Origin of the sequence: Lysobacter helvus, from assembly GCF_018406645.1 — a bacterium.
GTDB lineage: Bacteria > Pseudomonadota > Gammaproteobacteria > Xanthomonadales > Xanthomonadaceae > Noviluteimonas > Noviluteimonas caseinilytica.
In genome coordinates, this window is sequence record NZ_AP024546.1 from 1,900,021 (window position 1) to 1,925,702 (window position 25,682).

The 25,682-nt window shown below is 69.4% G+C and carries 28 protein-coding genes and 1 riboswitch; of the genes, 12 read left to right on the forward strand and 16 right to left on the reverse strand.

Annotated elements, in window-relative coordinates; translation table 11 throughout:
- Nucleotides 1-26 precede the first annotated feature (26 nt).
- A complete protein-coding gene (gene trhA / locus LYSHEL_RS09230; protein ID WP_213433718.1) occupies nt 27-692 on the reverse strand; it encodes a PAQR family membrane homeostasis protein TrhA in 666 nt (221 codons plus the stop codon).
- Nucleotides 693-765: 73 nt separating this feature from the next.
- On the opposite strand from trhA, the gene LYSHEL_RS09235 reads away from it, so the two are divergent.
- Together LYSHEL_RS09235 and LYSHEL_RS09240 are read left to right on the forward strand one after the other, a co-directional pair.
- Nucleotides 766-1,389, forward strand: a complete 624-nt coding sequence (locus tag LYSHEL_RS09235; RefSeq protein WP_213433720.1) for a sulfotransferase family 2 domain-containing protein — start codon at nt 766-768, stop codon at nt 1,387-1,389.
- A complete protein-coding gene (locus LYSHEL_RS09240; RefSeq protein ID WP_213433722.1) occupies nt 1,379-1,981 on the forward strand; it encodes an aspartyl/asparaginyl beta-hydroxylase domain-containing protein in 603 nt (200 codons plus the stop codon). The genes LYSHEL_RS09235 and LYSHEL_RS09240 overlap by 11 nt, the downstream gene beginning before the upstream one ends.
- On the opposite strand, the gene LYSHEL_RS09245 is transcribed toward LYSHEL_RS09240, so the two are convergent.
- The 3 genes from LYSHEL_RS09245 to LYSHEL_RS09255 all read right to left on the reverse strand — a co-directional run bounded on the left by LYSHEL_RS09245 (nt 1,978) and on the right by LYSHEL_RS09255 (nt 5,696).
- Entirely contained in the window at nt 1,978-3,582 is a 1,605-nt protein-coding gene (locus LYSHEL_RS09245; RefSeq protein WP_213433723.1) for a peptide chain release factor 3, read from the reverse strand. The genes LYSHEL_RS09240 and LYSHEL_RS09245 overlap by 4 nt on opposite strands.
- A 63-nt stretch (nt 3,583-3,645) precedes the next feature.
- Nucleotides 3,646-4,560 carry a peptidoglycan DD-metalloendopeptidase family protein gene (locus LYSHEL_RS09250; protein ID WP_244858495.1) on the reverse strand — a complete coding sequence of 305 codons (915 nt, stop codon included), beginning with the start codon at nt 4,558-4,560 and terminating at the stop codon, nt 3,646-3,648.
- Nucleotides 4,561-4,562: 2 nt separating this feature from the next.
- A complete protein-coding gene (locus tag LYSHEL_RS09255) occupies nt 4,563-5,696 on the reverse strand; it encodes an NHL repeat-containing protein (RefSeq protein WP_213433724.1) in 1,134 nt (377 codons plus the stop codon).
- Nucleotides 5,697-5,846: 150 nt separating this feature from the next.
- Nucleotides 5,847-5,964: riboswitch (SAM riboswitch) on the forward strand.
- Nucleotides 5,965-6,047: 83 nt separating this feature from the next.
- Between LYSHEL_RS09255 and metX the strand changes: the two genes are divergently transcribed.
- Genes metX through LYSHEL_RS09270 form a run of 3 tightly spaced genes read left to right on the forward strand, consistent with a single transcriptional unit; the run spans nt 6,048 to nt 9,273 of the window.
- Nucleotides 6,048-7,067: a homoserine O-succinyltransferase MetX gene (gene metX, locus LYSHEL_RS09260; protein WP_244858496.1), complete on the forward strand. Its 1,020-nt coding sequence runs from the start codon at nt 6,048-6,050 to the stop codon at nt 7,065-7,067.
- The gene (gene metB, locus LYSHEL_RS09265) at nt 7,064-8,257 is read left to right on the forward strand and encodes a cystathionine gamma-synthase (RefSeq protein ID WP_213433725.1); all 1,194 of its coding nucleotides are present in this window, start codon (nt 7,064-7,066) and stop codon (nt 8,255-8,257) included. Before metX ends, metB begins: the two co-directional genes overlap by 4 nt.
- Nucleotides 8,254-9,273, forward strand: a complete 1,020-nt coding sequence (locus LYSHEL_RS09270) for a homoserine dehydrogenase family protein (protein ID WP_213433726.1) — start codon at nt 8,254-8,256, stop codon at nt 9,271-9,273. Before metB ends, LYSHEL_RS09270 begins: the two co-directional genes overlap by 4 nt.
- On the opposite strand, the gene LYSHEL_RS09275 is transcribed toward LYSHEL_RS09270, so the two are convergent.
- Both LYSHEL_RS09275 and LYSHEL_RS09280 read right to left on the reverse strand, forming a co-directional pair.
- Nucleotides 9,198-11,408, reverse strand: coding sequence for a putative bifunctional diguanylate cyclase/phosphodiesterase (locus LYSHEL_RS09275; protein ID WP_213433728.1), 2,211 nt, complete (start codon nt 11,406-11,408; stop codon nt 9,198-9,200). The two genes, LYSHEL_RS09270 and LYSHEL_RS09275, sit on opposite strands and share 76 nt — an antisense overlap.
- A 72-nt stretch (nt 11,409-11,480) precedes the next feature.
- A complete protein-coding gene (locus LYSHEL_RS09280) occupies nt 11,481-12,863 on the reverse strand; it encodes an L-serine ammonia-lyase (RefSeq protein ID WP_213433730.1) in 1,383 nt (460 codons plus the stop codon).
- Nucleotides 12,864-12,937: 74 nt separating this feature from the next.
- On the opposite strand from LYSHEL_RS09280, the gene LYSHEL_RS09285 reads away from it, so the two are divergent.
- Nucleotides 12,938-13,162: a glutaredoxin family protein gene (locus LYSHEL_RS09285; protein ID WP_213433732.1), complete on the forward strand. Its 225-nt coding sequence runs from the start codon at nt 12,938-12,940 to the stop codon at nt 13,160-13,162.
- 2 nt (nt 13,163-13,164) lie between these two features.
- Here LYSHEL_RS09285 and LYSHEL_RS09290 read toward each other — a convergent pair whose 3' ends face one another.
- Genes LYSHEL_RS09290 through LYSHEL_RS09300 form a run of 3 tightly spaced genes read right to left on the reverse strand, consistent with a single transcriptional unit; the run spans nt 13,165 to nt 14,994 of the window.
- Nucleotides 13,165-13,725 (reverse strand): YceI family protein, encoded by a 561-nt coding sequence (locus LYSHEL_RS09290; RefSeq protein ID WP_213433734.1) that lies wholly within the window; start codon nt 13,723-13,725, stop codon nt 13,165-13,167.
- Nucleotides 13,715-14,320 (reverse strand): cytochrome b, encoded by a 606-nt coding sequence (locus tag LYSHEL_RS09295; protein WP_213433736.1) that lies wholly within the window; start codon nt 14,318-14,320, stop codon nt 13,715-13,717. Before LYSHEL_RS09295 ends, LYSHEL_RS09290 begins: the two co-directional genes overlap by 11 nt.
- Nucleotides 14,317-14,994, reverse strand: coding sequence for a YceI family protein (locus LYSHEL_RS09300; protein ID WP_213433737.1), 678 nt, complete (start codon nt 14,992-14,994; stop codon nt 14,317-14,319). The genes LYSHEL_RS09295 and LYSHEL_RS09300 overlap by 4 nt, the downstream gene beginning before the upstream one ends.
- Before the next feature lie 161 nt (nt 14,995-15,155).
- On the opposite strand from LYSHEL_RS09300, the gene LYSHEL_RS09305 reads away from it, so the two are divergent.
- Entirely contained in the window at nt 15,156-16,259 is a 1,104-nt protein-coding gene (locus tag LYSHEL_RS09305; RefSeq protein ID WP_213433739.1) for a M23 family metallopeptidase, read from the forward strand.
- Here LYSHEL_RS09305 and hemE read toward each other — a convergent pair whose 3' ends face one another.
- Genes hemE through LYSHEL_RS09325 form a run of 4 tightly spaced genes read right to left on the reverse strand, consistent with a single transcriptional unit; the run spans nt 16,260 to nt 19,267 of the window.
- Nucleotides 16,260-17,321, reverse strand: coding sequence for a uroporphyrinogen decarboxylase (hemE, locus tag LYSHEL_RS09310; RefSeq protein WP_213433741.1), 1,062 nt, complete (start codon nt 17,319-17,321; stop codon nt 16,260-16,262).
- Nucleotides 17,322-17,352: 31 nt separating this feature from the next.
- Nucleotides 17,353-17,610, reverse strand: a complete 258-nt coding sequence (locus LYSHEL_RS09315) for a WGR domain-containing protein (protein WP_213433743.1) — start codon at nt 17,608-17,610, stop codon at nt 17,353-17,355.
- Nucleotides 17,611-17,648: 38 nt separating this feature from the next.
- A complete protein-coding gene (gene aroB, locus LYSHEL_RS09320; RefSeq protein WP_213433745.1) occupies nt 17,649-18,728 on the reverse strand; it encodes a 3-dehydroquinate synthase in 1,080 nt (359 codons plus the stop codon).
- Nucleotides 18,725-19,267, reverse strand: coding sequence for a shikimate kinase (locus LYSHEL_RS09325; RefSeq protein ID WP_213433747.1), 543 nt, complete (start codon nt 19,265-19,267; stop codon nt 18,725-18,727). Before LYSHEL_RS09325 ends, aroB begins: the two co-directional genes overlap by 4 nt.
- Nucleotides 19,268-19,299: 32 nt before the next feature.
- Here LYSHEL_RS09325 and pdxH point away from each other — a divergent pair, with 32 nt between their 5' ends.
- Nucleotides 19,300-19,911: a pyridoxamine 5'-phosphate oxidase gene (gene pdxH, locus LYSHEL_RS09330; protein ID WP_213433749.1), complete on the forward strand. Its 612-nt coding sequence runs from the start codon at nt 19,300-19,302 to the stop codon at nt 19,909-19,911.
- Nucleotides 19,911-20,702, forward strand: a complete 792-nt coding sequence (locus LYSHEL_RS09335) for a cobalamin-binding protein (protein ID WP_213433751.1) — start codon at nt 19,911-19,913, stop codon at nt 20,700-20,702. Before pdxH ends, LYSHEL_RS09335 begins: the two co-directional genes overlap by 1 nt.
- A 3-nt stretch (nt 20,703-20,705) precedes the next feature.
- Here the strand turns inward: LYSHEL_RS09335 and LYSHEL_RS09340 are convergent, their stop codons facing one another.
- Genes LYSHEL_RS09340 through LYSHEL_RS09350 form a run of 3 tightly spaced genes read right to left on the reverse strand, consistent with a single transcriptional unit; the run spans nt 20,706 to nt 22,687 of the window.
- Complete coding sequence (locus tag LYSHEL_RS09340) at nt 20,706-21,182, reverse strand: DUF4426 domain-containing protein (protein ID WP_213433753.1); 477 nt, start codon at nt 21,180-21,182, stop codon at nt 20,706-20,708.
- Nucleotides 21,169-21,999 (reverse strand): pyrroline-5-carboxylate reductase, encoded by an 831-nt coding sequence (proC, locus tag LYSHEL_RS09345; protein WP_213433754.1) that lies wholly within the window; start codon nt 21,997-21,999, stop codon nt 21,169-21,171. The genes LYSHEL_RS09340 and proC overlap by 14 nt, the downstream gene beginning before the upstream one ends.
- 10 nt (nt 22,000-22,009) lie before the next feature.
- The gene (locus LYSHEL_RS09350; RefSeq protein ID WP_407075182.1) at nt 22,010-22,687 is read right to left on the reverse strand and encodes a YggS family pyridoxal phosphate-dependent enzyme; all 678 of its coding nucleotides are present in this window, start codon (nt 22,685-22,687) and stop codon (nt 22,010-22,012) included.
- Nucleotides 22,688-22,833: 146 nt separating this feature from the next.
- Between LYSHEL_RS09350 and LYSHEL_RS09355 the strand changes: the two genes are divergently transcribed.
- The 3 genes from LYSHEL_RS09355 to LYSHEL_RS09365 all read left to right on the forward strand — a co-directional run bounded on the left by LYSHEL_RS09355 (nt 22,834) and on the right by LYSHEL_RS09365 (nt 25,680).
- Nucleotides 22,834-23,871, forward strand: a complete 1,038-nt coding sequence (locus LYSHEL_RS09355; RefSeq protein WP_213433757.1) for a type IV pilus twitching motility protein PilT — start codon at nt 22,834-22,836, stop codon at nt 23,869-23,871.
- A 16-nt stretch (nt 23,872-23,887) separates the two neighbouring features.
- Complete coding sequence (locus LYSHEL_RS09360; RefSeq protein ID WP_213433758.1) at nt 23,888-25,018, forward strand: PilT/PilU family type 4a pilus ATPase; 1,131 nt, start codon at nt 23,888-23,890, stop codon at nt 25,016-25,018.
- 95 nt (nt 25,019-25,113) lie between these two features.
- Nucleotides 25,114-25,680 (forward strand): YqgE/AlgH family protein, encoded by a 567-nt coding sequence (locus tag LYSHEL_RS09365; protein WP_213433759.1) that lies wholly within the window; start codon nt 25,114-25,116, stop codon nt 25,678-25,680.
- Nucleotides 25,681-25,682 lie beyond the last annotated feature (2 nt).

The following is a 25,682-nucleotide window of genomic DNA, read 5'->3' on the forward strand; positions in this document are numbered from 1 at the left end:
AGCCCGGTGAATGCGTTGCGCCGCGTTCAGTCCCGCGGCCACACCTGCGCGAGCACCGCGATGTAGTGGCACACGGTGCCGGCCACGACGAACAGGTGCCACACCGCGTGCGAATAGCGCATCGACGGCCGGTGGTAGAACACCGTGCCCAGCGTGTAGGCCACGCCGCCGGCGATCAGCCAGCCGAAGGTCCAGCCATCCAGCGCCGCCATCACCGGGCGGATGGCCAGCAGCACGAGCCAGCCCATCGCGACGTACACGGCGGTGGACAGCAACCGGAAGCGCCCGGTGAAGAAGAACTTGAACACGATGCCCGCCGCGGCCAGCGACCAGATCGCGATGAAGAGGTTGCGGCCCACGTCGCCGCGCAGGCCCACGAGCGTGAAGGGCGTGTACGTGCCGGCGATCAGCAGGTAGATCGCGCAATGGTCGAACACCTTCAGCGCGGACTTGGCGCGTGGCGAGGCCATCGCGTGGTACAGCGTGGAGGCCACGTACAGCAGCAGCATCGACAGCGAGAACACGATCGCCGACGCGAGCTGCCAGCCATCGCCGTGCAGCGCGGCCAGCGTGACCATCACGATGCCGCCGGCCAGCGCCGCGAGCGCCCCGAACCCATGGGTCACCGCGCTGGCGAATTCCTCCCGCAAGGCGAGCGGGGACAGGGGCGCGTCGGTCGAGGGGCGGTCCATGCGCCGAGCCTGCGCCCGCGGGGCTGGAGCTTTTGCTCCTGGCGCCGCCCGGGCTCGCTAGACTTGCCCCCGCATGATCATTTCCCACCAGCACCGTTTCATCTTCGCCGCCGTGCCGAAGACCGGCACCCACTCGGTCCGCCAGGCCCTGCGCGAACACACCGGGCCCGACGACATCGAGCAGGTCGGCCTGTTCGTCGACAAGCGCTTCCCGTGGTCGGACCTGGCCGCATTGCGCCACGGGCACATCAGCCTGCGCCAGGTGCGGCCCTACCTCGGCGACGAGGCCTTCGCGCGGTATTTCAAGTTCGCGTTCGTGCGCAATCCGTTCGACCGCTTCGTCTCGTACTGCGCCTTCATGACGCGCAACGACGATCGCTTCGCGCGCGAACCGCAGGCGGTGATGCGCCAGGTGCTGTTCGACCTGCGGCCGCTCGAACACGTGCTGTTCCAGCCGCAGCACACCGTGCTGGTCGACGATGCCGGCGCGCTGCTCACCGATTACGTCGGCCGCGTGGAAGACATGCAGGCGTCCTACGACACCATCTGCGACCGCATCGGCATCCCGTCGCGCACGCTCGAACAGGTGAACAGCTCGCGCCGCGGCGACTACCGCCAGTACTACGACCGCGCGCTCATCGATGGCGTCGCCGCGCTGTATCGCCGCGACCTGGAGTTGTTCGGCTATGCCTTCTGACGCGCGCATGGTGCCCGGCAATCCGCGCAAGACGCTGTCGGTGCGCGACCTCGGCACCGTCGACATCACCGCGTTGCGCGACGCCGTGCTCGCCATCCCGGATGCCTTGTGGGATGCGGAAAACGCGAGCAAGCCCAACAAGTTCGAAGCGCTCGACCGCACGCGCCACATCGTGTTCCGCTTCGTCGACAGCGTGCGCGACTGGCGCGGCTCGCACGACCGGCCGCTGTGGGCCGACTGGCGCGCGCTGCTGCAGCCGGTGATGGACGCAGCGACCAAGCCCTATGGCTATGCGCGCGCCACGTTCCCGCGCGTGATGCTGGCGCGCATGGCGCCGGGCGGCATCATCCATCCGCACGTCGACGCCAATCCCGCCGCGAGCTGGCCGCACAAGATCCACGTGCCGCTGCTCACCAACCCGCAGGTCGGGTTCCTCATCGGCGAGCGCGTGTACCACTTCCCAGAAGGCCGCGCGGTGGAGGTCAACAACCTCGGCCGCCACGCCGTGCGCAACGACGGCACGACCGATCGCATCCACCTGATCTTCGAATACTTCGACGAAGACCAGCCGGCGCCGCCGCCCATCGCTTAGTCGATCGCCACCGCGTGCGCGTGTTCGCGCGTGGCGAGGAAGGTCACCGCCGGCGCACGTTCCTGCGCCAGCTGCAGGTTGACGCGCGTCGGCGCCAGGTAGACCAGCTGCCCGGCCGCATCCAGTGCCAGGTGCATCGCGTTCTTCTCGCGGAATTCCTCGAGCTTCTTCGCATCGTCGCAGCGGATCCAGCGCGCCGTGGCCACCTGCACCTGTTCGAACGACGCGTCCACGCTGTATTCGTCCTTCAGCCGGTACGCGACCACGTCGAACTGCAGCGTGCCCACCGCGCCGAGGATCAGGTCGTTCGACATCAACGGCCGGAAGAACTGCGTCGCGCCTTCCTCCGACAACTGCGCCAGGCCCTTCTGCAGCTGCTTGAGCTTCAGCGGATCGCGCAGGCGCGCGCGTCGGAACAGTTCCGGCGCGAAGTTCGGGATGCCGGTGAACGACAGCATCTCGCCTTCGCTGAAGCTGTCGCCGATCGAGATCGTGCCGTGGTTGTGGATGCCGATGACATCGCCCGGGTACGCGGTCTCGACGATCTCGCGATCGCTCGCCATGAACGTCAGCGCGTTGGCCAGCTTCACTTCCTTGCCGGTGCGCGACTGCATCGCCTTCATGCCGGCGGTGAACTTGCCCGAGCAGATGCGCATGAACGCGACGCGGTCGCGGTGCTGCGGATCCATGTTCGCCTGGATCTTGAACACGAAGCCCGACAGGTGCGGCTCGTACGGGCCGACTTCGCGCGTGGTGGTCGCGCGGGGCTTGGGTTCCGGTGCGTGTTCGACGAAGAAGTCGAGCAGCAACTGCACGCCGAAGTTGTTGACCGCCGAGCCGAAGAACACCGGCGTCTGCTTTCCCGCCAGGTACGCGGCCTGGTCGAAGGGATGCGAGGCGCCCTGCACGAGTTCGAGTTCGTCGCGCAGCTCGGCCAGCATCGCCGCGCCGATGCGCGCTTCCACCTGCGGATCGTCGAGCGAGGCGAAGATGGTGGAATCCTGGCGCGTGAAGTTGCGGCCCGGTTCGTACAGGTGCACCTCGCCGCTCACCAGGTGCACGACGCCCTTCAGGCGCTGCCCCATGCCGATCGGCCAGGTTACCGGCGCGCACTGGATGCCGAGCACCGATTCCACTTCGTCCAGCAGGTCGATCGGCGGCTTGCCTTCGCGATCGAGCTTGTTGATGAAGGTCATGATGGGCGTGTCGCGCAGGCGGCAGACTTCCATCAGCTTGATCGTGCGTTCCTCGACGCCCTTGGCGACGTCGATGACCATCAGCGCCGAGTCCACCGCGGTGAGCACGCGATAGGTGTCCTCGCCGAAGTCGGCGTGGCCCGGCGTGTCGAGCAGGTTGACGATGCAGTCCTCGTACGGGAACTGCATCACCGAGGAGGTCACCGAGATGCCGCGTTCCTTTTCCAGCGCCATCCAGTCGGACGTGGCGTGGCGCGCGGCCTTGCGGCCCTTCACGGAGCCGGCCATCTGGATCGCGCCCCCGAACAGGAGCAGCTTTTCGGTCAGCGTGGTCTTGCCGGCGTCGGGGTGCGAGACGATGGCGAAGGTGCGCCGGCGCGCGGCTTCGATGGAGACATCGGACATGGTCGGGGGGCGCGGGGCGCGCGCAGGGCACAGCGGGGAAGGGCGCGGATTATAGCGTTCGCGTCAGTGCGCGCCGGTCGACACGCCATCCATGCGGAAGGGGATCGCGATCAGCTGCATGCCCCGGTTCACCTGCACGGCGAAGTGCAGGTGCGGGCCGGTGGTGAAGCCGGTGTTGCCGGACAGCCCGATGCGCTGGCCCGCCTTCACGCGCTGGCCCACGCGCACGTAGACGCCCTCGGGCTTGAGGTGCGCATACAGGCCCATCGTGCCGTCGTCGTGGAGGATGCGGACGTAGTTGGCGCGGCCGCCGTATTTCTCCAGGTCCAGGCCGGCCTTGTCGAAGTCCGATTCCACCTGCATCACCACGCCGCCGCGCGCGGCGGTGATCGTGGTGCCCTGCTTCACGCCGAAGTCGATGGCGTAGCGGTTCTGCGGATCGGTGTGGCTGAACGTGCCGCCGAAGCCCTGGTCGATGCGCATCGCCGCGCGCGGCAGCGGCAGGGCGTACTCGACATCGCGCGGCTTCGCGTTCGGATCGCCGGGGATGGCCTGCAGGCCCACCACGAATTCCGACGCGCCGCTGCCGACGATCTGCAACCGCGACACCAGCGCGCTGCCGTGCGCGGGCACCGTGGCGCGCGCGGGCAGTTCGGGTTCGCCGCGGATGTTGGTCGCCTTGTCGAAGGACAGCATCACCTCGACGGGGCCATCGAGCAGGTTGTCGGCGAAAGCGAGGTAATGGCCGCCTTCGTTCTCCACGCGCAGGCGCGCCATCGCACCGGGTTCGGCGCGCACGGGAATGATGCGGACTTGCCGGCCGGCCGCCTGCGGTTCCGCGGGCGGGCGATCGCCGTAATGCACGATGCCGTTCTTGTCGACCCAGCGATACACCTTGTTGGCCGCGCCGGCGTCGCGCGCCAGCGGGCCCGCGAACATCGCGAGCGCCACGGCCAGCGCGAGCGGCCACGCGCGCATCGTCAGTCCACGCAATCCCGCGCCAGGCCCAGCGCCGTGGCGACGTCGCGCAGGTCGAACGCGGTGACGGCCTTGTCGTCGTGCACCGCGAACAGCGCGCCGCCGGGGAAGTGCGGCATCGACGCGGCATGCAAGGCAACGCCGTCGGTGTGCGACGTCGTGTTGCCCTGGAACGTGCCGCGCGGTTGCAGCGTCACGCGATCGAAGACATGGAACAGCGTGAGCGGCGCGAGCTGGTCCACCGCGATCCAGTACCCGCCGCCATCCGGGCACGTCCACAGCGCAACGCCTTCGGCTTCGGCGCCGAAGCTGTCCTGCGGCAGGCTGCGGCCGGTGTACTTGCCGGAGAAGGTGTATTCGCGCAGCGTCGATTCGTGGCGCTGGTCTTCATCGGCGACGAGCAGGCGGTCGTTCGCGCGATCGCCGGCGATGGATTCCACCATGCGCAGCGCGTAGGCCTCGCGCGTGTCGCCGAACGCGCCACCGTAGTTCGCACGCAGGCGGCCGGCCTGGTCGAACTGCACGCGATAGCGGCGCACGCGCTGGTCCAGTTCCGCGAACGGCGGCACTTCGTCGAACTTCTTGCCGTACATGAAGCTGTCGGTGACGTAGACCTCCAGCTCGCCCGGCTCGGTCTCGTTGACCCACAGGCCGTACGGGCTGCGCAGTTCCTTCTCGCCGAAGAAACCGACGAACTTGAAGTCGGGGAGCTGCAGCACCTGCACGCGATGGTTGTCGCGTTCGACCACGAACACGTAGTCGGCGTACACCGCGATGCCGTTCGGGCGGTCGAACTGGCCGGGCCCGGTGCCTTCGCTGCCGAACGTGCGCAGGCGCGTGCCGTCCTCGGCATCGAAGATCACGAGGTTGTGCCCCGACTTGCCCGTGGCGATGAGCCAGTTGAGGCCATCGGCGCCGGGCCAGGTCGCCAGCGAATCGAGTTCTTCTTCGGGCATCTCGGCCGAAACATACGCCTCGGGCACGGTTACCGGTTGCGGCGGGGCGACGAGGGCGGGCTTCGGCGCCGGGGCTTCCGGCGCGGGCGTGGACGTGGTCGCGCAGGCGCCGAGCAGGGCGATGGCGAGGGTGAGCGCAAGGAGGCGGGGGGCGGAATTCGCCCGATGTCGGATAGGCATGCGCAAAGTATGCGGGAGCAAGCGGCCGATGTATTCGGGGGCAAATCGTCTTGCCGCCGATGCGACGGCCGCGGCCCGGATCCGACCATTCATCGCTTCATCGCAATGAAGCGATTGACAGATGCGGAAAGGCTCCGGCATCCTGCGCGCCATCCATCGAGACCGGCTGAGGGACAGGCCCGAAGAAGCCGGGGCAACCGCATGGCGCGCAAGCGGCGTGTTGGTGCCAAATCCTGCGGGGACGCTTGCGTCCGCCGGCAGATGGATCGATCGCGCGCTGTCGCCGCGCCTCGATTCTTCGTCGTACCCGCGGACCTCGGTGGTGGCTTGTCCACCTTCAAGGAGCGTCCGATGACTGCCGCGATCGCGTTGTCCCCCTCGTCCCCCGTCGCGCCCGCCTTCGCGGTTCCGCGCGCCCCGTTGCCGGATGCCCGCCGCGGCGCCTTCGATGCCGTCCTCGACCTGCGCCACGCCGGCCTGCGCTGCGTGCGCCTGCAGTGGGAAGTGCGCGGCGACCGCGCGCGACCGGCCGTGGCGGTGCTCGGTGGGATTTCCGCCGATGCGCACGTCGCCTCCAGCGCGCACCTGCCGGCGCCGGGCTGGTGGGAATCGCAGCGCGAAACGTTCGCCGACCACTGTTGCGTGTCCTTCGACTGGATCGGCGCCGACGGCACCCTCGATGCGCCCATCGACACCGCCGACCAGGCGCGCGCGCTGGCGCTGGTGCTCGATCACCTCGGGATCGCGCGACTCGACGCGTTGGTGGGCTGTTCGTACGGGGCGATGGTGGGGCTCGCGTTCGCGACGGCGTTCCCCGAGCGCGTGGGACGCCTCGTCGCGATCGCCGGCGCACACCGGCCGCATCCCTTCGCGAGCGCATGGCGCGCCTTGCAGCGCAACGTGGTCGCGCTCGGCCAGCTGCAGTGCGACGAAACCCACGGCCTCTCGCTCGCGCGCCAGCTCGCACTGCTGAGCTATCGCACGCCGGAGGAATTCGACGAACGTTTCGATGCGCCCGCCACGTTGCAGGCCGGCGCCGCACGGTGTGCGTCGGAAGACTGGCTCGCGCACCACGGCGCCGAGTACGCGCACCGCACGCCGACGACTGCGTTCCTGCGCCTGTCCGAATCCATCGACCTGCATCGCCTCGATCCCGCCGACGTGCGCGTGCCCACCACGCTCGTCGCCTTCGCCGAAGACCGCCTCGTGCCGATCGACGACGTGCGCGCGCTCGCCGCCGGCATCGCCGCGCCGGTGCGCCTGCACGCGCTGCATTCGCGCTACGGGCACGACGCGTTCCTGAAGGAACCCGATGCGATCGCCGCGTGCCTGCGCCTGGCGTTCGACGCCCCGCGCGAGGTGTGCGCATGAGCGCCTTCCATCCTGCGACTGCCGCGGTGCGCGCGGGCATCGATCGCGACGAGGCCTTCGGTGCAGTGACGCCACCGCTGGTGCTGTCGTCCAACTTCAGCTTCGAAGGATTCGACTGCAAGCGCCGCTACGACTACACGCGCAGCGGCAATCCCACGCGGGACCTGCTCGCCGACGCGCTTGCCGAACTCGAAGGCGGCGCCGGCGGCGTGGTCACCTCGACGGGCATGTCGGCGATCGCGCTGGTGCTCAACGCCTTCCTGCAGCCGGGCGACGTGCTGGTGGCCACGCACGATGCGTACGGCGGCAGCTGGCGCCTGTTCGATGCGCTGGCGCGCAAGGGACATTTCGAACTCGTGCTCGCCGATCTCGCCGACCCGCGTGCGCTGGCCGCCGCGCTCGCGCGCGCGCCGGCGCTGGTGTGGGTGGAGACGCCGTCCAATCCGCTGCTGCGCATCACCGACGTGCGCTTCGTGTGCGAAGCCGCCCACGCGGCCGGCGCGCGCGTGGTCGTCGACAACACCTTCCTTTCGCCCGCGTTGCAGCGCCCGATCGCGCTCGGCGCGGACGTCGTCGTGCATTCCACGACGAAGTACATCAACGGTCACAGCGATGTCGTCGGTGGCGCGGTCGTCGCGCGCAGCCCGGAAGACCACGCGCAGCTCACGTGGTGGGCCAACGCGCTCGGCGTGACCGGCGCGCCGTTCGACAGCTTCCTCACGCTGCGCGGCCTGCGCACGCTGGATGCGCGCCTGCGCGTGCACCAGGAGAACACGCAGGTGATCGCGGCGCTGCTCGACGAACATCCCGCGGTGTGCGCCGTGCATTGGCCGGGCCTCGCGCGGCATCCGGGGCACGCACTCGCCAAACGCCAGCAATCCGGTTTCGGCGCGATGCTGTCGTTCGAACTCGACGGCGGCGTGCCGGCGGTGCGCGCGTTCCTCGACGGACTGCGCTGCATCACGCTCGCCGAATCGCTCGGGGGCGTGGAAAGCCTGGTGGCGCATCCGGCGACGATGACGCACGCGGCGATGTCGGCCGAGGCGCGCGCAGTCGCGGGGATCGGTGAAGGCTTGCTGCGCTTGTCGGTCGGCATCGAACACGCGGAGGACTTGCTCGCCGATCTGTCCGATGCGCTGGAACGCGCGCATGCCGTCGCCCGAGCCGCCCGCCGCGAGACCGCGACGTGAGCCTGCGCATCGCCTTGCTCGGCACCGGGCAGGTGGGCCGCGCGCTGCTGGCGCGGCTGGACGCGCGCACGGATCTCGCGCTCGTGCACGTCGCCAACACGCGCTGGACGCAGGGCGCATTCGAAGACGCGACGGTCGTGATCGATGCGACCGCGAGCGACGCGGTCGCCGCACGCCATGCGGACTGGCTCGGCCGCGGATTGCACGTCGTCACCGCGAACAAGCTCGGGCAGGGCGCAGACCTCGCGCGCTGGCAAGCGATCGAAGCGGCATGCAGCGCCAGCGGTGCGCGTTACGGCGACAGCGCGACCGTCGGCGCAGGGCTGCCGCTGTTGCGTTCCTTGCGCGCGCTGCGCGACGGCGGCGATGCGATCCATGGCGTCGCTGGCGTCCTGTCGGGTTCGCTCGCGTGGTTGCTCGGCGCCTACGACGGGGAACAACCGTTCTCCGCGCTGGTGCGTCGTGCGCAGGCGGCGGGCTTCATGGAACCGGATCCGCGCGTGGACCTGTCGGGCGAAGACGTGCGCCGCAAGCTGCTGATCCTCGTGCGTGCGGCGGGCATCGCGCTCGAGGCGAACGAGGTCGCGCTGGAAGGCGTCACCACGCCGCGCCTGCTCGCGGCCACGACGCCCGGCGACATCGAACACGCCTTGCCGTCCCTCGATGCCGGGATGCGCGATCGCTTCCACGCCGCGCAGGCGCGCAACACGCGCCTGCACCTCGTCGCGCGCTGGGATGCCAGCGGCGCGCGCGTCGGACTCGAAGCGCTGTCGAACGACGACCCGCTCGCCGGCGGCCAGGGCACCGACAACCGCGTCGCGCTGCACTCGGCGCGCTACGCGTTGCGTCCGCTCGTGATCCAGGGGCCGGGCGCCGGCGCGGACATCACCGCGGCCGCGCTGCTCGACGATGTATTGACGATCCGCAACACCACCGCGCTTCAGCGCAGCGCGTCGATCCGCGCGGGCGCCTCGGAGAAGAAACTCTCGATCGACTGCGGGCGCCTGATCGCGTAACCCTGCGCGTAATCCACGCCCATCCCGCGCAGCACGTCCAGCTGCTCGACCGTTTCGGCCTGCTCGGCGACCGTGCGCTTGTCGAGCACGTGCGCGATCTGCGTGATCGACCGCACCACCGCGTTCGCGAGCTCGGACTGCCCGAGGTCGCGCACGAAGCTGCCGTCGATCTTCAGGTAATCGACATCGAGATGCTGCAGGTAACCGAACGAACAGAAGCCCGTGCCGAAGTCGTCCAGCGCGAACCGGCAGCCGAGGTCGCGCATGCGGGCGATGAACCGCTGCGCGCGCGCACGATCGCGCACGACGCTGGTCTCGGTGATTTCCAGGCACAGCTTTTCCGCCGGCACCGAACTGCGCCGCAGCCGCGCGGCGAAGTAATCGCTGAACTCCTCGTCCACCAGCGTGCCGCCGCCGAGGTTGATGCCGCAGTGGTGGATCATCGCGGCCTGGTCGGGACGCGCTTCCAGCCATTCGAGCACCGCATCCACCACGTAACGATCCAGGCGCGGCCCGAGGCGATAGCGTTCGGCCGCGGCGATCAGTTCGGCGGGCGCGCGCGGGGCGCCGGTGGCGTCGGTCCAGCGCAGCAGCACTTCGAAGTTGCGCAGGTGCGAGGCCGCCGCGGGATCCAGCGGCACGATCGGCTGCGCGAACAAGGTGAAACGCCGCTGGTCCAGCGCCTCGCGCACCTGCAGCGCGGACCGCATCGACGCGGTGCGCACCGCGAGCTCGTCGCCTTCGCGCGAGGCCGCGACCAAACGGTTGCCGCCGTATTCCTTCGCCGCGAAGCACGCCGCATCCGCGTGCGACAGCAACCCATCGAAGTCCACGTGCGGCGTGGCGCTGTGCGCGATGCCGATGCTGGCCGCGGCGGTGAGCATCTGGTCCTGCCAGTCGATGCGCAGGCCGTCGATCGCGGCCAGCACGCGCCGGCCGCAGGCGATCGCCGCGGATTCGGTGATGGGCACGAGCACCGCGAATTCATCGCCGCCGGTGCGCGCCACGAGCGCGCTGTCGCCGAATTCGCCCGACACCACGCCGGCCACCGAGCGGATCATGTCGTCGCCCGCGACGTGGCTGGCCGAATCGTTGACCAGCTTGAAATGGTCGAGGTCCAGGTACAGCAGGCTGAGGTCGGGTTCGGCGCCGGCGAGGCGTTCGCGCGCGCGTTCCTCGAACGTGGCGCGGTTGAGCAGGCCCGTGAGCTGGTCGCGCGTGGCGCGCTGGTACAGCGCCGCCGCGGTGTGGCGTTGTTCGTACGTCGCCACCGCCAGCATCACCGGGATCACCGAGATCAGCACCAGCAGCAACATCAGCACCGACGCATCGAGCAGCGTGAGCGGACGCGTGAAGCCGCCCAGCCCCAGGCCCGTCAGCAGGCTGATGAACGTGACGACGAGGATCGTGCCCACCATCGTGGTGAGCGGCGAGAAGCGCACGGCCGCCCACAGCAGCAGCGCCAGCGGCAGGCTCACCAGGCCGAGCGCGTAGAGGTTGCCGCTCTGGCCCGCGCTGACGATGGCGGCCATCGAGGCGACCAGCGCGAACGTCCATACCGTTTGCTCGCGCTTGTCGACGCGGTCCTTCCACAGGCTTTCGCGCAGGCCGCCTTCGCCGAGCACCACCGACAACGCGGGCGCCATCGTCGTGATCCCGAGCAGGTCGCCCAGCGTCCACAGCAACCAGGCGCGACCCGATTCGATCGGCGGGACCATCCCCGAATAGACCAGGCCGATGGTCCCGATCGTCGCGCCGGCCACGCCGAGCAGGATGCCGCCGCGCAACAGCATCAGCCCGTCGGACGTGCGCAGGTGCAGGCCGTCGTTGCGGCGGTGGCGCAGCACGTACCAGCCGGCCGCGAGCGTGGACAGGGTGTTGGCCGCGACGGAGTAGGGCACGAACGCGTCGGGGACCGGGTCGACCGTGAGGTGCAGCAGGAGGAGCGCGGCGGGCACGATCACCGCCCAGCGCAAGCCGTAGCGCACGACCACCGCGAAGCCCACGCCGGCGCTCGGCCAGAACAGGGTGATGTCGTCGGGGGTGCGCAGGTAAAAAGACGCGAGCACCGCCCCGGCGTAATACAGGCCGGTCAGCAGCAGGAAGCGTTTCAGCGTCCCCAAGGCATGCCCCATGCCGCCGAGTGTATGCCGAAAGCGGCGGCGGGCAGGGGCGCCGACCGACGCGCGCCGGTCAGCGCGCGACGATCAGCACTCGATGACGTTGACCGCGAGGCCGCCGCGCGAGGTTTCCTTGTACTTGTCCTGCATGTCGCGGCCCGTGTCGCGCATGGTCTTGATGACCTTGTCCAGCGACACCTTGTGCTTGCCGTCGCCGCGCAGGGCCATGCGCGAGGCGTTGATCGCCTTCACCGCGCCCATCGCGTTGCGTTCGATGCAGGGGATCTGGACCAGGCCGCCGATGGGATCGCAGGTCAGGCCGAGGTTGTGTTCCATGCCGATCTCGGCCGCGTTCTCGATCTGTCCGGGCGTGCCGCCCAGGGCCGCAGTCAGGCCGGCGGCCGCCATCGAGCACGCCACGCCCACTTCGCCCTGGCAGCCGACTTCCGCGCCGCTGATCGACGCGTTTTCCTTGTAGAGGATGCCCACCGCCGCGGCGGTCAGCAGGAAATCGAAGATGCCCTGTTCGTTCGCGCCCGGGCAGAAGCGATCGTAATAATGCAGCACCGACGGGATGATGCCCGCCGCGCCGTTGGTGGGCGCCGTCACCACGCGGCCGCCGGCGGCGTTCTCTTCGTTCACGGCGAGCGCATACAGGTTCACCCAGTCGAGCACGGTGAGCGGGTCGCGCATCGCGGCTTCGGGGCGCACGTTCAATTCGTTGAACAGGGCCGGCGCGCGGCGCTGCACGTGCAGGCCGCCGGGCAGCGTGCCGCTTTCGCGGATGCCGCGCTGCACGCACGACTGCATGGCCAGCCACAGTTCGCGCAGGCCTTCGCGGATGCCCTCGTCGTCGCGCCAGGCATGTTCGTTGGCGAACATCAGTTGCGCGAACGTCAGCCCGGTGCGTTCGGCCTGGGCCAGCAGGTCGGCACCGCTGTGGAAGGGATAGGCGAGTTCGGTGGTGTCGGCCACGATGCGGTCTTCCGCCGCTTCGTCCTGGTTGACCACGAAGCCGCCGCCGACGGAGTAGTAATCGCGCGTCGCGATTTCCGCGCCCGCCGCGTCGAACGCCGTGAAGCGCATGCCGTTCGTGTGGAACGGCAGCTTCTGGCGCTTGTTCATGATCATGTCCCGCTTCTCGTCGAAGGGGATCTCGTGCTTGCCCAGGATGTTGATGCGCCCCGTCCCGCGGATGCGTTCGAGCGAAGCGGGGATCACGTCCGGGTCGATCAGGTTCGGCAGGTGGCCTTCCAGCCCCATCAGCACGGCCTTGTCGGTACCGTGGCCGCGCCCGGTGAGCGCGAGCGAACCGAAGACTTCCGCACGCACGCGCGCCACCTGGCCAAGCCGCCCGCTCTCCTCGAGCCACTTCTGCGCGAACCGGCACGCGGCGCGCATCGGCCCCACGGTGTGCGAGGAGCTCGGCCCGACGCCGATCTTGAACAGGTCGAAGGTGCTGACGGCCATGGGGGACTACGTGGGGACGGAGGGCGCCTATTCTATGCCCCGGCGATTTTCGCCGCCCCCGAAAGGATCCCGGAGTGCGCCTGCGGCTCTACCAGCGCGACGACTGCCCCTTGTGCGACGCCGCGCTGGCCGTGCTGGCCGAAGCGCGGACGCCGGACTTCGAACCAGTCTGGATCGACGACGACGCGGCCCTGGAGGCGCGCTTCGGCGAACGCGTGCCGGTGCTGCGGGACGAGGATCGCGACATCGAGCTCGACTGGCCGTTCGACGCCGACGCGATCCGCGCCTTTCTGCGCTGACCTCAGCGCTTCGGCGTGAAGACCACTTTCGTGGTGATCGCGACTTCGTTCGGCACGAGGTCGGTCTGTTTCCAGTCGCCGCCGCCGACGCCGAAATCCAGGCGCTTCACCGTCGCCGTGCCGGACAGCACCGGCTTCGCACCGGCTGTCCACGTGAACACGAGCGTGACCGGCTTGCTCGCGCCATGCAGCGACAGCGTGCCGTCGGCCGCGTAGCGGTTGCCGCCGAGCGCGCGGAACTTCGTCGCCGTGTAACGCGCCTGCGGGAAGCGCTGGCTTTCGAAGAACGTGCCCGTGAGTTCCGGGTCGTAGTCCTCGTTGCCCGTCGTCGCGCTGGCGAGCGGGATCGTCACGTCGAGGCGCGCATCGGCGAGGTGTTGCGGATCGAAGCGCAGCGTCGTCGTGAAGCCGGGGAACCGGCCGGGGACGGGGTCGCCCTGGTAGCGCGCGGTGAACTGCAGCGTCGAACCGGCGGCCTGCACGTAATCGGCCGCGTGCGCGAACGCGGTGCAGGACAGCAGCGCGCAGGCGAGCGCGAAGCGGCGAAGGCGGTCAGCGGACATCGCGGGGTTCCTCGTGGGTCGGGTCGGGCACGCGCAGCCAGCCATTGGGCAGCATGCGGGCGAGCGTGGCGTCGCGCGCGAACAGGTGGTGCCAGATCGCGATCGCGGCGTGGCCCAGCGCCACGACGATCAACGTCCAGAACAACACCTCATGCGTGGTCTCGAACAGTTCGTGCATGGCGTGGTCGCGCGCGGTCAGCGCGGGCACGCGCACGAGGCCGAACCAGCGCAGCGGGAAGCCCGCCGCCGAATTCATGATCCAGCCGCTGATCGGCACCGCGAACAGCAACGCGTACAGGCCCACATGCGTGGTCGACGCGGCGCGGCGTTGCCACAAGGGCCCTTGCAGCGGTCGCGGCGCACCCGCCCACGCACGCCACAGCACGCGCAGCGTCACCAGCGCCAGGATCGTCAGGCCGATCGACTTGTGCAGGTTGTAGATGCGGATCTTGTCCGGCCCGTTGTGCATGTCCGTCATGGTCAGGCCGAGGTAGGCCATGACCAGGATCAGCACGACGATGGTCCAGTGCAGCAACTGGCTCACCGGACCCCAGCGGTCGATGTTGGCGAAGCGGCGCGAGGTCGATGCAGTCATGGGGTCGTCGTGGTGGCAGGGGCGGGTTCGGCCGACGGCGCGGGCGTCGTGGTCGCATCGGTGGCAGGCATCGCATCGTCGGCGTCCGCGCGCGAACGCGTGGCTTCGGCTTCGATGCGCAGTTCCACTTCATCGCCCACCACGCTGGGCCACGCCGTCATCGTGAACAGCTTGCGGCTGAACGTCGTGGTGGCGGAAAACCCGGCGGTGCGGCGGAAGGGCGGCAGCGGATGGCGCTTGAGCTGGTGGAACGTGGCGTCCAGGCGCACTTCGCGCGTCACGCCGCGCAGCGTGAGGTTGCCGACCACGGTGGCGTGCGTGGCGTCGATCGGTTCGATGCGCGTGGAGACGAAATGCGCGACGGGATGCGCGTCGGCGTCGAGGAAATTCCTGGCGAGGACCGCGGCGTTCCACTTCGCGTCGCCGAGGTCGAGGCGCTTCAGCGGCACTTCCACGTCGACGCGCGCGGACTCCCAGTCGTCCGGATCGAACACCAGCGTGCCGGTCGACCCGGAGAACGTGCCCAGCGCATTGGAGAACCCCGCGTGGCTCACCGCGAACATCACGCGCGTGTGGACCGGGTCGATCGCGTACGTCGCTTCGGCGGCGCGGCCCGCGACGGGCGCCAGGGCGGCGAACAACAACACGACGGCGGCGATCGGGCGATGCGGCATGTGGGGTCGATGTCCTGTCGCGCCGTGGGGGTTCAAGGCCCGTGGATTCTAGGCCGGCCACGTGAACGGGAGCGCGTGGCGGACGGAATGCACCGTCGCGCCGCAACCGGGTCGGCCGCCGGCGTATCCCTCCCGGCAACCGCCGCCGTCCGGAACCCGCAATGCGCCCGTCCTTCCTGTTGCCGCTGCTGCTCGCCTTCGCCACCCCGTTCCCGGCCACGGCCGTTGTGACGGTGCAACCCTTACCAGCGCAGCCGCTGGTCGAACGCACGCGCGATGCGCAGCATCTCAACTTCGACCTGGTGTTCGACAACCCCGGCGACACCGCGCTGGAGCTGACGGGCCTGGAAGTCACCCTGTTCGATCGCGACGGCCACTTCTGGTCGCAACGCCGGCTGGACCGCAACGGCGATGCGACGACGATGAGCCTCGCCACGTTGCCCAATCGCACGCTGCCCGCGAAGGGCCGCCTGGTCGTCTTCAATCCGTTCGCGGCGTTTCCGTCACAGGCGTGGCTCGGCGACCTGCGTTACGTCGCGACGTTCGTGCCCGCAGGCGTGGAGGACGGTGCGGAATCGCGCGTCGCATTGCGCGTGGCCCCGCGCGCGTTCGCACCGCGCACGGCGCTGCGCTTCCCGCTGCGCGGCGAAGTCTTCGTGCACGACGGCCACGACCTGCTCGCGCACCATCGGCGCCTGGACATCACCGGCGGCATGACGACGCACTTCGGCATCACCGCCAACTTCATGCGTTACGCGCACGACTTCACGATCGCCGATGCGCAAGGGAAGTTGTTCCGCACCGATGGCGCGAAGCCGGAAGACTGGTACGGCTACGGCGCACCCGTGTTCGCGACGGGCGACGGCGTGGTGGTCGAAGCCACCGACGGCATGCGCGACAACGTGAAGGGCGGGCCGCCGCCGTTCACGCAGGAACAGATCATGCAGAACCTGAAACTGTTCCTCGGCAACCACGTCGTGATCGACCACGGCAACGGCGAATACAGCCTGTTCGCGCACCTCAGGCAAGGCAGCGTGCGCGTGAAGCCGGGCCAGCGCATCGCCGCCGGCGCGCAGCTCGGCGGGATGGGCATGTCGGGCGACGCCTTCCTCGTGCACCTGCATTACCAGCTGCAGTCGGGCCCCGGGTTCGAGGAAGGCTTGCCGGCGTACTTCGGCCAGTTGCGCGCGAAGACCGGCGCCGGCTGGAGCCCGGTGTTCACCGGGCCCGTGGACAGCGGCGACGTGGTCGAAGCGGTGGAGTGATCAGCGCGCGGAGTGCGCGTGCACTTCGTCGACCAGCGCGCCGACGTGTTCCGGATTCATGTCGGGCGACAGGCCGTGGCCGAGGTTGAACACGTGGCCCTCGCGCGAGCCGTTGTTGCCGGCAGCAAAGCTGTCGAGGGCCTCGCGCACGCGCATCCGCACGCTGTCCGGCGAGCCGTACAACATCGCCGGATCGAGGTTGCCCTGCAGCGCCACCTTGCCCTGCGTGCGGCTGGCGGCTTCCGACAACTCGATCAACCAGTCCACGCCGACGCCTTCCGCGCCGCTGGCCGCGAGCTCTTCGAGATACGGCGCATTGCCCTTGCCGAACAGGATCAGCGGCGCGTCGTCGCGCTTCAGCTCACGCGCGATGCGCGTGAGGTACGGCAGCGAGAACTCGCGGTACATCGACGGCGACAGCACGCCACCCCAGGTATCGAACACCTGCAGCGCCTGCGCGCCGGCTTCGTACTGCGCGCGCAGGTAGGCGATGACGGCGTCGGTGTTGATCGACAACAACTGGTGCATCGCCTTCGGATCGTCGAGCGCCAGGCGCTTCACCTTGGAGAAGTTGTCGCTGCCGCCGCCTTCCACCATGTAGCAGGCCAGCGTCCACGGGCTGCCGGAGAAACCGATCAGCGGCACGCGGCCATCGAGTTCGCGGCGGATCACCGACACCGCGTCCATCACGTAGCGCAGTTCGGTGCCCATGTCGGGCACGCCGAGCTTCGCGATGTCGGCGGCGGTGCGCACGGGACGCTCGAACTTCGGCCCTTCGCCTTCGACGAAATACAGGCCCAGGCCCATCGCATCGGGCACGGTGAGGATGTCGGAGAACAGGATCGCGGCGTCCAGGTCGAAGCGCGCCAGCGGCTGCAGCGTGACTTCGCAGGCGAGGTCGGGGTTCTTCGCCATCGCCAGGAAGCTGCCGGCCTTCGCGCGCGTGGCGCGGTATTCCGGCAGGTAGCGGCCGGCCTGGCGCATCAGCCAGACGGGGGTGCGGTCGACGGGTTCGCGGCGCAGCGCGCGGAGCAGGCGATCGTTCTTCAGGGTGGCGGGCACGGGGGGTCTCGGAAAAAAACGGGGGAATGCGTCAGGCGCGCGGGGCGTCGGCGCCCTGCACGAACATCAGCTGGAAGCCTTTCTTCAATTGCGCATCGCGGGCGTGTTCGAACGCGGCCTGCGCGCTGCCCTGGTCCAGGTACTGCTCGCGCTTGAGCGAACTGCGCCCGCCGATCTGGCCGGTCTCGCGCACGAGCGTCCAGCCACCGAGCAGGTCGGCCTCGAGTTGCAGCTGGACGAAGCGCGGGGCCTCGCGCCCGTTGGGGCGTTCTTGCAGGAGCATGCGCATGGGGGCGCGATTGTAACTGGCGCGCAGTCGCCGGGCGTTTACCCGAGGGCTGCCAACGCCTCGGCTTCGGCCACGTCCGGTACCACCTGCGCCGCGCCGGCGCCGGACCACAGCACGAACCGCAGCCGCCCGGCGATGGCTTTCTTGTCCAGCCGCATGTGGGCGACCAGGGCCGCGGGGTCGAGGCCGGCCGGCACGTCGACGGGCAGCCCGAGGCGGCGAAGCAGGGCGGCCAGCCGCTGCGTGTCGTCCGCCACCGCCATCCCCAGGCGCGCCGACAACCGCGCCGCGCAGACCATGCCGACCGCGACCGCTTCGCCATGGTTGAGGCCGCCGTAGCCCTGTTCGGTCTCGATGGCGTGCGCGAAGGTGTGGCCGAAGTTGAGCAGCGCGCGCTCGCCGCGTTCGAACGGATCGCGTTCGACGATCGCGGCCTTGTGCGCGCAACTGCGGGCGATGGCCTCGGCGAGCGTGTCGGCATCGCGGGCGAGCAGGGCGTCCGCGTGCGTTTCGATCCAGTCGAGGAAGGCGGCATCGCGGATCGCGCCGTACTTCACCACTTCCGCCAGGCCAGCGCGCAGTTCGCGATCGGGCAGCGTACGCAGCGTGGCGGTGTCGGCGAAGACGGCGCGCGGCAGATGGAACGCGCCGACGAGGTTCTTGCCTTGCGGCAGGTCGACGGCGGTCTTGCCGCCGACGGACGAATCGACCATGGCCAGCAACGTGGTGGGCAACTGCACGCAATCGATGCCGCGCATCCAGCACGCGGCGGCGAATCCCGCGAGGTCGCCGACCACGCCGCCGCCCAGCGCGAACACGCACGCATCGCGCGTGGCGCCGAAGTCGGCGAGTTCGCGCAGCAGTTCGGCGAAACGATCGAGCGACTTGGCCGATTCCCCGGCCGGGATGCAGGTGACCATGCAGCGCAGGCCGGGATTCGCAGCCTGCAACGCGTCGGCGACACCACGCGCATACAACGGCGTGACGTGCGCATCGCTGACGATCATCGCGTGGCGGCCGCGCACGTGCGATGCAAGTGCGGCGCCGTCGGACAGCAACCCGTCGCCGATGGCGATGCGATACGGCGCGTGGCCGCCGACGTCGACGATGCGCGTCATGCCGCCACCTCCGTGCGTTGCCAGCGATCGTGCAGGAAGCGGGCGAGGGCGACGGCGGCTTCGTCGGGCGTCATGCCATCGGTGGCGAACGTGCAGTCGGCGACGTCCGCGTACAGCGGTGCGCGTTCCTCCGCGAGGCGTTGCAGCACCGCGGCGCGGTCCGGCGTCTGCAGCAACGGCCGCGTGCGATCGCGCGCCAGGCGATGCAGCTGGGCGTCGGTGCCGACTTGCAGGTGCACGACGAACGCGCCGTCGCGCAGCAGCGCGCGGTTCTCCGCCGAGACCACCACGCCCCCGCCGGTGGCGAGCACGCCCGGCGGCCCGGCCAGCAATTCGGCCAGCAACGCGCGTTCGCGCACCCGGAAGCCCGCCTCGCCTTCCACGTCGAAGATCGCCGATACGGCGGCACCGGCGCGGGCTTCGATCGCGTGGTCGGCGTCCGTGAAGGGCAGCCCCAGCCGGTCGGCGAGGCGCCGGCCGATCGAGGTCTTGCCGGCGCCCATCGGGCCCACCAGGACGAGGTGCGATGCGGGATTCATGCCCGCGATCTTAATGCGCGAGAATGCCGGCCATGCACCCGACCCCGCACACGCCGCTGCCGCAGGCCGTCCTGGACGCGTTCGACGCCCTGTTCGACGAGGCGGCGGTCGCCGGCGAACCCGACCGCACGGCGATGACCGTCGCCACCGCCACGCCCGACGGCGCGCCCTCCGCGCGCACGGTCCTGTTGAAGGCGCACGACGCGCGCGGTTTCGTCTTCTACACGCACCTGGACGGCCGCAAGGGCCGCGACCTGCAGGCCAACCCGCGCGCGGCGCTGCTGTTCCACTGGCCGCGCGTGCGGCACGGGGTGCAGGTGCGCATCGAGGGCGACGTGGTGGTGGTCGACGATGCGGAAGCCGACGCGTACTTCGCGTCGCGTCCGCGCGGAAGCCAGATCGGCGCGTGGGCGTCGTTGCAATCGGAAACGCTGCACGCGCGCGCCACGTTCGAAGCGCGCCTCGACGAAGCCGAACATCGCTTCGCCGGACGGGACGTGCCGCGTCCGCCGCGCTGGACCGGGTTCCGCGTGGTGCCGCACGCGGTCGAGTTCTGGTACGGCGCCGAATTCCGGTTGCACGAGCGCCAGCTGTTCGAACGCGGCGCGGATGGGCAGTGGTCGCAGCGCATGTTGTATCCGTGATGGGTCCGACGCGAATCGTCTGCCTCACCGAGGAACCGACCGAAACGCTGTACGCGCTCGGCGAGCAGGACCGCATCGTCGGCATCAGCGGCTTCACCGTGCGCCCGTCGATCGCGCGACGCGAGAAGCCCAAGGTCAGCGCGTTCACGAGCGCGAAGATCGAGGCAATCCTCGCGCTGCAACCGGACTTCGCGATCGGCTTCTCCGACATCCAGGCCGACATCGCCGCCGAACTCGTGCGCCGCGGCGTGGAGGTGTGGATCTCCAACCATCGCAGCGTCGACGGGATCCTCGATTACATCCGCCGCCTCGGTGCACTGGTGGGCGCGGGCGATCGCGCGGCGCGCTACGCGGATGACTTGCAACGGGGCCTCGACGCGATCGCCGCGGACGCCGCGAAACTGCCGCAACGCCCGCGCGTGTATTTCGAAGAGTGGGACGACCCGCAGATCACCGGCATCCGCTGGGTGGCCGAACTCGTGCGCATCGCCGGCGGCGACGACGTGTTCCCCGAGCGCGCGATGGAATCGCTGGCGAAGCAGCGCATCCTGGAAGATCCCGACGAAGTGATCCGCCGCGCGCCCGACATCATCCTGGGCTCGTGGTGCGGCAAGCGCTTCCGCCCGGAACGCGTGGCGGCGCGCAGGGGCTGGGACGCGATCCCCGCGGTGCGCGACGGACAACTGCACGAGATCAAGTCGCCGATCATCCTGCAGCCGGGACCGGCGGCGCTGACCGATGGCGTGAGCGAAATCGCGCGGATCATCCGCGCGTGGGCGAACGGCCGCTGATCGCTACTTGGAGATCTCGCGCGTGAATTCCAGCGTCGCCGGCGCCGCACCCTGCGGCATCACGCGCACGCTGAACTGCAACGTGTCCGGCGGCGTGATCGCGAACGTGCCGACGTTGTCGACGTAATCCTCGGCCGTCGGAATTTCGCGCATCGGGATGTCGATGGTGCGGCCCTGCAGGTCGCGCGCCCGCGCTTCCACGGTCGCGGACACGGCCTTCTCCGCGCCTTCCGGGCCGCGACGCACCGTCACCAGCAGCAACCACGTCTGCTCGCCGCGCGCGATGCCGTAGCTTTTCGTCACGCTCGTCGGCAGCGAATTGGTTTCGACCGCGGTGGCGATGATGCGCAGGTCGCCGACGCGCAGTTCCGCCGGCGGTGGCGCGGCCTGCGCGGGTTGCGGCGCGCTGCCGCCGCCGCACGCAGCGAGCGCCAGGCACGCCGTGATCGCGAAGAGACGGAGGCCGTCAGTCGTTCGCATCGGACAGTTCCTTGCCGCGCACGGCGGCGGCATGCACGGCGCGCGCCACGAGGGCGCGGAAACCGCCGGCTTCGAAGGTTTCGATCGCGGCGTGCGTGGTGCCGTTCGGAGACGTGACGCGACGACGCAGTTCCGCGGCATCGACGTCGCTCTCGGTGAGCATGCGGCCCGCGCCGAGGATCGTCTGCAACGCGAGCGTGCGCGCGGCCTCGGGCGGCAGGCCTTCGGCTTCGCCCGCGGCCTGCAGGGCTTCGGCGAGCAGGAAGACATACGCGGGCCCGCTGCCGGAGACGGCGGTCACCGCATCCATTCGCGCTTCGTCGTCGAGCCACACCGTGGGACCGGCGGCCGACAACAACGTGGCGGTGCGCGTGCGGCCTTCCGCATCGACGCGTGCGTTCGCGAACAGGCCGGTCACGCCTGCACCCAGCAGCGCGGGCGTGTTCGGCATCGTGCGCACGACGGCCAGGTCGCCGCCGAGCCAGCGTGCGAGTTGCGCCGTGGTGATGCCCGCGGCGATCGACACGATCAACGGACGCGAAGACTGCGCCACCGGCGCCAGCGCTTCGCACACCGTGCGCATCACCTGCGGTTTCACCGCGAACACCCAGGTGCCCGCACCGGCGACGGCGTCCGCGTTGTCCGGGAACACGGCGACGCCGAAGTCGTTCGCGAGTCCCTCGCGCAAGGCGTCCACGGGTTCGGCGACGCGGATTGCCGACGCGGGCGTCCCGCGCGCGACGAGTCCGCCGATGAGGCTGCGCGCCATGTTGCCGCCGCCGATGAACGCCAAAGTGTCGTGCGTGTCGTGTGCCATGGCCGCGAGTCTATGCCTTCGGCGGTCGCGCGCCGAACAACGCCGTGCCCACGCGCACCAGCGTCGCGCCTTCGGCGATGGCGAGTTCGAAATCGTCGCTCATGCCCATCGACAGGGTGTCCACGCCCGGATGCCGCGCGGCGATCGCATCGAACAACGCGCGCATGCGGGCGAAGGCGGCACGGCGCGCGGCCGGATCTTCCGCCGGCGCCGGGATTGCCATCAGCCCGCGCAACGCGAGCCGCGGTTGCGCGGCCACCAGGTCGGCCAGGGCCGCCGCGTCCTCCGGGCGACAGCCGTGCTTGCTCGCTTCGTCGTCGATGTTGACCTGCACCAGCACGTTCAGCGGCGGCCGGTCGGCGGGGCGCGCGGCGGCGAGCAGGGGCACGAGTTTGGCCCGGTCGACGGTCTGCACCCAGTCGAACAACGTCGCGGCGAGCGCGGCCTTGTTGGATTGCAGGGCGCCGATGAGATGCCACGCCAGGCCCTGCGCGCGCGGGTCGCCCGAGAGGGCCACCTGCCGGGCCTGCGCTTCCTGGACATAGTTGTCGCCGAAGTCCCGCTGGCCGGCGGCGGCCAGTGCGGCGACCGCCTCCGCGGGCTGGCCCTTGCAGACCGCAAGCAGCACGGGCCGTGGCCGACCCGACTGCCGGGCCGCGTTATCAAGACGTTGAACGAGCACGTTCAGGGCAGAACCAAGCACTTCGTCTCAACCTCGTGGCCGCGCTGGGAATCGCGGTTGACACCGCGGGTGGGGCGGCGCCCATACTGCCCGCCGGGGGGTGCCCGGCACCAGTCGTACATCGTTTCAACTCGTGCGGGGGAGCACGTTCAATGGATATCGCCGAACTCCTGGCGTTCTCGGTCAAGAACAAAGCGTCCGACCTGCACCTGTCCGCAGGCCTGCCGCCGATGATCCGCGTGGACGGCGACGTCCGGCGCATCAACATCCCCGCGCTCGACCACAAGCAGGTCCACGCGCTCGTCTACGACATCATGTCGGACAAGCAGCGGCGCGATTACGAAGAATTCCTCGAGGTCGACTTCTCCTTCGAGATCCCGGGCCTGGCGCGCTTCCGCGTGAACGCGTTCAACCAGAACCGCGGCGCCGGTGCGGTGTTCCGCACGGTGCCCTCGGAGGTGCTGACGCTCGAAGACCTCGGCTGCCCGCGCATCTTCAAGGAACTCATCGACCAGCCGCAGGGCCTGATCCTGGTGACCGGCCCCACTGGCTCGGGCAAGTCCACCACGCTGGCGGCGATGCTCGACCACGTCAACAAGAGCGAGTACGCGCACATCCTCTCGGTGGAAGACCCGATCGAGTTCGTGCACACCTCGCAGAAGTGCCTGATCAACCAGCGCGAAGTGCACCGCGACACGCACGGCTTCAACGAAGCCCTGCGTTCGGCACTGCGCGAAGACCCCGACTACATCCTGGTCGGCGAAATGCGCGACATCGAAACCATCCGCCTGGCGCTCACCGCCGCGGAAACCGGCCACCTCGTGTTCGCGACGCTGCACACCTCGTCGGCCGCCAAGACCATCGACCGCATCATCGACGTGTTCCCCGCCGGCGAGAAGCCGATGGTGCGCTCGATGCTGTCGGAGTCGCTGCGCGCGGTGATCTCGCAGGCGCTGCTGAAGAAAGTGGGCGGCGGTCGTACCGCGGCGTGGGAAATCATGGTCGGCATCCCGGCCATCCGTAACCTGATCCGCGAGGACAAGGTCGCGCAGATGTATTCGGCGATCCAGACCGGCGGCGCGCACGGGATGATGACCCTCGACCAGCACCTGCAGGACCTCGTGAAGCGCAGCATGGTCACGCGCCAGCACGCCAAGGAATACGCGAAGGACAAGCGGCTGTTCGAGTGACAGCCTGGAGCACACCATGAGCAGCATCGATTTCACCTCGTTCCTCAAGCTGATGGCGCACCAGAAGGCGTCGGACTTGTTCATCACGGCCGGCATGCCGCCGTCGATGAAGGTCCACGGCAAGATCTCGCCCATCACCCAGAACCCGCTCACGCCGCAGCAGAGCCGCGACCTGGTGCTGAACGTGATGAACCCGCAGCAGCGGGAAGAGTTCGAAAAGACGCACGAGTGCAACTTCGCCATCGGCGTGGCCGGCGTCGGCCGCTTCCGCGTGTCGTGCTTCTACCAGCGCAACCAGGTCGGCATGGTGCTGCGCCGGATCGAGACCAAGATCCCCAGCGTCGAAGAGCTCAATTTGCCGCCGGTGATCAAGACGCTGGCGATGACCAAGCGCGGCATCATCATCTTCGTCGGCGCCACGGGTACCGGTAAGTCCACGTCGCTGGCCGCGATGATCGGCTACCGCAACCAGAATTCCACCGGCCACATCATCACCATCGAAGACCCGATCGAATTCGTGCACAAGCACGAGGGCTGCATCATCACGCAGCGCGAAGTGGGCATCGACACCGACAGCTGGGACGCCGCGCTGAAGAACACGCTGCGCCAGGCGCCGGACGTGATCATGATCGGCGAGGTGCGCACGCGCGAAGGCATGGACCACGCCATCGCCTTCGCCGAAACGGGCCACCTGGTGTTGTGCACGCTGCACGCCAACAACGCCAACCAGGCGATGGACCGCATCATCAACTTCTTCCCGGAAGACCGTCGCAACCAGTTGCTGATGGACCTCTCGCTCAACCTCAAGGGCGTGGTCGCGCAGCAGCTCATCCCCACGCCCGACGGCAAGTCGCGCCGCGTGGCGATGGAAATCATGCTGGGCACGCCGCTGGTGCAGGACTACATCCGCGACGGCGAGATCCACAAGCTGAAGGAAGTGATGAAGGAATCCACCAACCTCGGCATGAAGACCTTCGACCAGAGCCTGTTCGAGCTGTACCAGGCCGGCGAGATCTCCTACGAGGACGCCCTGCGCTACGCCGACTCGGCGAACGAAGTACGCCTGCGCATCAAGCTCGCCCAGGGCGGCGATGCGCGCACCTTGTCGCAGGGGCTGGATGGCGTCGAGGTCGCCGAAGCCCGCTGAGGCCACCGCCGCTGCAGGGTCCAACGGAAGGCGCGGGCAACCGCGCCTTTCGCGTGCTTGGATCACCGCGGGCGTGTCGGGCTAGAATCGCCCCCATGCAGGCCACCCCCACGCCGCTCGCCAACCGCTTGCTCATCGCGCTGCCGGCGCTCGCCGACCCGCAGTTCGCACGCAGCGTCACCCTCGTCTGCCAGCACGACGAAGAAGGGGCGATGGGCGTGGTGGTCAACAAGCCCTCCGAATACACGCTGGGCGACGTCTTCCAGCAGATGGGCATCGAAGCCGAGGATCCGGCGCTGCTCGGGCAGGTCGTGCTGTCCGGCGGCCCCGTGCATCCCGAACGCGGCTTCGTGCTGCACGATGGTGGCGACGGATTCGATTCCACGCTCGCGGTCAGCGACAAGCTGTACCTGACGACCTCGCGCGACATCCTCGAGGCGATGGCCGGCGGCAAGGGCCCGAAGCACGCCGTCGTGGCGCTCGGCTGCGCCGGGTGGGGCGCGGGACAGCTCGAACACGAACTCACCGAAGACAGCTGGCTGATGGTGCCCGTGGCGCCCGGCCTGCTGTTCGACACGCCCATCGACGCGCGCTGGCAGGCCGCCGCCGGCAGCATCGGCGTCGACCTGGCCCAGGTCGCCGATTACAGCGGGCACGCGTGACC

Bases quoted from the DNA above. Each gene is read 5' to 3' on its own strand.
- trhA (WP_213433718.1), bottom strand. From the start codon at position 692: ATGGACCGCCCCTCGACCGACGCGCCCCTGTCCCCGCTCGCCTTGCGG.
- LYSHEL_RS09235 (WP_213433720.1), top strand. From the start codon at position 766: ATGATCATTTCCCACCAGCACCGTTTCATCTTCGCCGCCGTGCCGAAG.
- LYSHEL_RS09240 (WP_213433722.1), top strand. From the start codon at position 1,379: ATGCCTTCTGACGCGCGCATGGTGCCCGGCAATCCGCGCAAGACGCTG.
- LYSHEL_RS09245 (WP_213433723.1), bottom strand. From the start codon at position 3,582: ATGTCCGATGTCTCCATCGAAGCCGCGCGCCGGCGCACCTTCGCCATC.
- LYSHEL_RS09250 (WP_244858495.1), bottom strand. From the start codon at position 4,560: ATGCGCGCGTGGCCGCTCGCGCTGGCCGTGGCGCTCGCGATGTTCGCG.
- LYSHEL_RS09255 (WP_213433724.1), bottom strand. From the start codon at position 5,696: ATGCCTATCCGACATCGGGCGAATTCCGCCCCCCGCCTCCTTGCGCTC.
- metX (WP_244858496.1), top strand. From the start codon at position 6,048: ATGACTGCCGCGATCGCGTTGTCCCCCTCGTCCCCCGTCGCGCCCGCC.
- metB (WP_213433725.1), top strand. From the start codon at position 7,064: ATGAGCGCCTTCCATCCTGCGACTGCCGCGGTGCGCGCGGGCATCGAT.
- LYSHEL_RS09275 (WP_213433728.1), bottom strand. From the start codon at position 11,408: ATGGGGCATGCCTTGGGGACGCTGAAACGCTTCCTGCTGCTGACCGGC.
- LYSHEL_RS09280 (WP_213433730.1), bottom strand. From the start codon at position 12,863: ATGGCCGTCAGCACCTTCGACCTGTTCAAGATCGGCGTCGGGCCGAGC.
- LYSHEL_RS09290 (WP_213433734.1), bottom strand. From the start codon at position 13,725: ATGTCCGCTGACCGCCTTCGCCGCTTCGCGCTCGCCTGCGCGCTGCTG.
- LYSHEL_RS09295 (WP_213433736.1), bottom strand. From the start codon at position 14,320: ATGACTGCATCGACCTCGCGCCGCTTCGCCAACATCGACCGCTGGGGT.
- LYSHEL_RS09300 (WP_213433737.1), bottom strand. From the start codon at position 14,994: ATGCCGCATCGCCCGATCGCCGCCGTCGTGTTGTTGTTCGCCGCCCTG.
- LYSHEL_RS09305 (WP_213433739.1), top strand. From the start codon at position 15,156: ATGCGCCCGTCCTTCCTGTTGCCGCTGCTGCTCGCCTTCGCCACCCCG.
- LYSHEL_RS09315 (WP_213433743.1), bottom strand. From the start codon at position 17,610: ATGCGCATGCTCCTGCAAGAACGCCCCAACGGGCGCGAGGCCCCGCGC.
- aroB (WP_213433745.1), bottom strand. From the start codon at position 18,728: ATGACGCGCATCGTCGACGTCGGCGGCCACGCGCCGTATCGCATCGCC.
- LYSHEL_RS09325 (WP_213433747.1), bottom strand. From the start codon at position 19,267: ATGAATCCCGCATCGCACCTCGTCCTGGTGGGCCCGATGGGCGCCGGC.
- pdxH (WP_213433749.1), top strand. From the start codon at position 19,300: ATGCACCCGACCCCGCACACGCCGCTGCCGCAGGCCGTCCTGGACGCG.
- LYSHEL_RS09335 (WP_213433751.1), top strand. From the start codon at position 19,911: ATGGGTCCGACGCGAATCGTCTGCCTCACCGAGGAACCGACCGAAACG.
- LYSHEL_RS09340 (WP_213433753.1), bottom strand. From the start codon at position 21,182: ATGCGAACGACTGACGGCCTCCGTCTCTTCGCGATCACGGCGTGCCTG.
- proC (WP_213433754.1), bottom strand. From the start codon at position 21,999: ATGGCACACGACACGCACGACACTTTGGCGTTCATCGGCGGCGGCAAC.
- LYSHEL_RS09355 (WP_213433757.1), top strand. From the start codon at position 22,834: ATGGATATCGCCGAACTCCTGGCGTTCTCGGTCAAGAACAAAGCGTCC.
- LYSHEL_RS09360 (WP_213433758.1), top strand. From the start codon at position 23,888: ATGAGCAGCATCGATTTCACCTCGTTCCTCAAGCTGATGGCGCACCAG.
- LYSHEL_RS09365 (WP_213433759.1), top strand. From the start codon at position 25,114: ATGCAGGCCACCCCCACGCCGCTCGCCAACCGCTTGCTCATCGCGCTG.